At 52.7% G+C, this 3,942-nt stretch carries 3 protein-coding genes; 2 read left to right on the forward strand and 1 reads right to left on the reverse strand.

Annotated features, from left to right (window positions below):
• Positions 1-183 precede the first annotated feature (183 nt).
• Complete coding sequence (locus SQ11_RS14155) at positions 184-1,098, reverse strand: LysR family transcriptional regulator (RefSeq protein WP_041514849.1); 915 nt, start codon at positions 1,096-1,098, stop codon at positions 184-186.
• Positions 1,099-1,257: 159 nt separating this feature from the next.
• On the opposite strand from SQ11_RS14155, the gene metE reads away from it, so the two are divergent.
• Both metE and SQ11_RS14165 read left to right on the forward strand, forming a co-directional pair.
• Positions 1,258-3,555 carry a 5-methyltetrahydropteroyltriglutamate--homocysteine S-methyltransferase gene (gene metE, locus SQ11_RS14160; RefSeq protein ID WP_041514850.1) on the forward strand — a complete coding sequence of 766 codons (2,298 nt, stop codon included), beginning with the start codon at positions 1,258-1,260 and terminating at the stop codon, positions 3,553-3,555.
• Positions 3,552-3,941 (forward strand): iron-containing redox enzyme family protein, encoded by a 390-nt coding sequence (locus SQ11_RS14165; protein WP_232298020.1) that lies wholly within the window; start codon positions 3,552-3,554, stop codon positions 3,939-3,941. Before metE ends, SQ11_RS14165 begins: the two co-directional genes overlap by 4 nt.
• Position 3,942 lies beyond the last annotated feature (1 nt).

The raw sequence follows: 3,942 nt of genomic DNA on the forward strand, positions 1-3,942 counted from the left end.
AATCTATGAAAATTACTGCCAAGATCTTGCCTGCGAGGAAGAAGCCGCGGTTACGCTGCACTAAGCATTAAGCGACATATGACGGCGGGTAAACTATCGTTTGCCCGCCGGATTCTTTTCCTGATTTTATCCCTTCCGTTTTTCCTGATTCATTCATGTTCATTGTGCTGATCATGAGAGACCTCATGCCAGTGGGATAATTCCATCCAACGTAGCAAAACAAGTATTCCTTGCGGTTGTCAGGAAATCCCGCAGATAGGGCCGGGATGCGGTTTCCTTGAGTGTCGACGCGTACAGGTCGCTCCATAACCCATTAGCGCCAATACGGCGGGCAATCACATAGTCGTGGTCAACATAGTTTTTGAGACCCCAGCTGGGTAGTGCGGCGACACCACGACGGCTGGCCACCAGTTGCAGGATGGCGACGGTCAGTTCCGCCGTGCGCCGCTGCGGTTGAATACCGGCGGGTTTCAATACATTGAGAATCAGATCGATGCGATCTTCGGGTACCGGATAGGTAATCAACGTTACATCGGCGAAATCCGAGGCATGCAATATCCGTTTTCCCCGCAGGGGATGCTCCGGTGCCAATACCGCGAGAATCTCAAAACGGAATAACGGATGATGAACAATTCCCCGCTGCCGCTTATGTTCCGAGCCGATGACTATGTCTGCACCTCCTTCCTCCAGCAGTTTGACAGGATCGGCATGGAATCCCGAAACCAAGTCCAGCTCCACATCCGGCCAATGCTGGCGGAATTCATCCATGAGCGGCATCAGCCAATCAAAACAGGTATGACACTCCAGTACGATGCGCAAGCTTCCCGAAGCTTGCTGCGAGATTTTAGCAAGATCCCGTTCGGTTTCCCGAATTTCCTCCAATACTTTTCCGGCTAGCGCCACCAAGTGTTTTCCGGCCTCGGTAAGCTCGATGGACTGCCCCCGGCGTTGTATGACCGGCAGGCCATAATGGCTTTGCAGCGCCTTGATCTGATGGGACAACGCGGACTGGGTAAGGTGTACGCGCTTGGCGGCACGCGATACGCTACCCGTTTCATGCAATGCCGTAAGCGTGCGGAGGTGACGTAGCTCAAGCATGATTTTGAATACGAATATGGTTATGAACCCAATTCATAATTTCTTTAGAACATTTCATTTGATTCATAACATAGTCTGCCACACAATAGGCTCTTACGGCAATACCGGCAATTGAGCCGGCAACTAAAGCCGGTAATTAAGCAACAATGAGGAGCGATTATGGCTTTGACACATAACCTCGGTTTCCCTCGCATCGGCGAGCGCCGGGAGCTGAAACAGACGCTTGAGGCATTCTGGCGTGGCGACATCGACGATAAACAACTGCAGATCAAAGCAGCGGAATTACGAAGACACCATTGGATCTTGCAGCGTGAAGCAGGACTTGATCTGATTCCGGCTGGCGATTTCGCACTTTACGATCAAATGCTGAACATGACGGCACTGCTGGGCGCGGCCCCCGCAAGATTTAACGCGGGCAATGACGAAATCGGGCTGGATCTGTATTTCGCAATGGCGCGTGGAACGGCGAGTCAGCCGGCGATGGAGATGACCAAATGGTTCGATACCAATTACCATTACATCGTCCCCGAATTCGATGCGCATACCCGATTTCGAATCGCTTCGTCGCAGCTCTTCCGGGAAGTGGCCGAAGCCATGGCACTTGGTATTTCACCAAAAGTGGTGCTGGTCGGACCGCTGACCTATTTATATCTCGGTAAAGAAACCGAGCCCGGCTTCAACCGGCTCGACTTGTTAACGCAGCTGCTGCCGGTTTACCGCGAGATTCTGGCACGCCTCGCATCCCTCGGCGTGGAATGGGTGCAAATGGACGAACCATTGCTGGCGCTTGATTTGGAAGATGACTGGCTGAGCGCCCTGGATCACGCATATGCTGCTCTGGATGGCGCTGAAACAAAACTGTTGCTTACGACCTATTTTGAAGCGGTAGATAACCACGCCGCACGTTTGAAAAAATTGCCGGTGGATGGTTTGCATATTGATTTGTGCCGTGCGCCGGATCAGCTTGATATTTTTTTAGAAAGTTATCCCATCGGCAAGATTCTGTCTTTGGGCATCATTGATGGCCGCAATATATGGCGCGCTGATCTGGCGCAGGCATTGACGACTTTATCGCGTGCACAGTCCACTCTGGGTGAACGGTTGTGGATTGCACCCAGCTGTTCGCTGCTGCATTGCCCAGTGGATCTTGAACTGGAAACCCGGTTGGATAGCGAGATAAAGAACTGGCTGGCGTTTTCGGTACAAAAGTTGCAAGAGGTATCGATTCTTGGACAGGGTCTGAACCAGGGACAAGATGCTATACGCGAAAAACTCGATGCCTCCACCAGGGCAAGACAAGAACGCCGTGAGTCACCCCGCAACCATAACCCGGTAATGCAGGAACGCCTGCAACGCCTGACGCAGAATGACAGCCAGCGTACAAGTCCATTCGCAGTGCGTCAGGTGCTGCAACAGCAACGTTTTCAACTTCCCGACCTGCCCACCACAACGATCGGTTCATTTCCGCAGACCTCGGAGATTCGCCAGGCGCGCGCTGCGTTCAGGAAAGGTGAGATCGGCAATTTGCAGTATCTGGAAGCGATGCGCAAAGAGATTCAACTGGCGATAAGTAAGCAGGAGGAGATCGGGCTGGATGTGTTCGTCCACGGGGAGGCTGAGCGCAATGATATGGTGGAGTACTTCGGTGAGCAGTTGTGCGGCTACGCTTTTACGGAGAACGGGTGGGTACAGAGCTATGGCTCCCGCTGTGTAAAGCCGCCGATTCTGCACGGCGATATCTACCGCCCCGAATCCATGACGGTCGACTGGATTCAATATGCGCAGAGCCAAACCACAAAGCCGGTGAAAGGCATGTTGACCGGACCTGTTACCATGCTGATGTGGTCGTTCGTGCGCGACGATCAGCCGCGCTCGACCACGGCGCTGCAACTTGCGCTCGCCATCCGCGATGAAGTCGCCGACCTGGAGCGCGCTGGTATCGGAATTATTCAGATTGACGAGCCGGCGTTTCGCGAAGGACTGCCTCTCAAAAAAGCTGCCTGGAACGAATATCTGAAATGGGCGGTGGAAGCGTTCCGCGTATCCAGTTCCGGTGTAAAGGATGATACGCAGATACACACTCACATGTGTTATTCGGAGTTTAACGATATTCTGCCAGCTATTGCCGACATGGGTGCGGATGTTATCACCATTGAAACCTCACGCTCACGCATGGAATTACTGGATGGGTTCGGTGAATTCAAATATCCCAACGAAATCGGGCCCGGCGTATACGATATTCACTCGCCACGAATTCCCGAAACTGGCGAAATGCTCGAATTGCTGGAGAAAGCTTGCAAGGTGATCAATCCGAAACAACTATGGGTGAATCCCGATTGTGGCTTGAAGACACGCAGCTGGCCGGAGGTTGTCACGGCATTGGAGCGTATGGTCGAGGCCGCCCGGCAACTGCGCGCCCAAATAAATATCTCTCAAACGGAAACCATATCAGCATGACAACCAACGTATTTCTCAAGCAAAGGATAGACTCGATCATCGATGCGCGGCACCTGCTCAAGCATCCCTTTTATGTGGCGTGGACCGAGGGCAAGCTGTCCAAAGAGCAGCTACGCCACTACGCGGAACAGTATTTTCATAATGTGCTGGCCGAGCCAACCTATTTGAGCGCGGTGCATTTCAATACGCCGCATCTTCACACCGAAACCAATAGCGGCGACATCAGCGTGCGCCAGGAAGTATTGAAGAACCTGATCAGTGAAGAATACGGCGAAAAGAACCATCCCGCCTTGTGGAAAACTTTTGAGCTGGCGTTGGGATCAAGCGACAAGAGTTTGGAAAATGCGGCGGCCTTGACAAGTACGGAAAGGCTGGTGTCGACCTAAC

Origin of the sequence: Nitrosospira sp. NpAV (genome assembly GCF_000832065.1) — a bacterium.
Taxonomy (GTDB): domain Bacteria; phylum Pseudomonadota; class Gammaproteobacteria; order Burkholderiales; family Nitrosomonadaceae; genus Nitrosospira.

What these genes read in the sequence shown, in the direction of transcription:
- SQ11_RS14165 (WP_232298020.1), top strand. Translation starts at nt 3,552, where the DNA reads ATGACAACCAACGTATTTCTCAAGCAAAGGATAGACTCGATCATCGAT.
- SQ11_RS14155 (WP_041514849.1), bottom strand. Translation starts at nt 1,098, where the DNA reads ATGCTTGAGCTACGTCACCTCCGCACGCTTACGGCATTGCATGAAACG.
- metE (WP_041514850.1), top strand. Translation starts at nt 1,258, where the DNA reads ATGGCTTTGACACATAACCTCGGTTTCCCTCGCATCGGCGAGCGCCGG.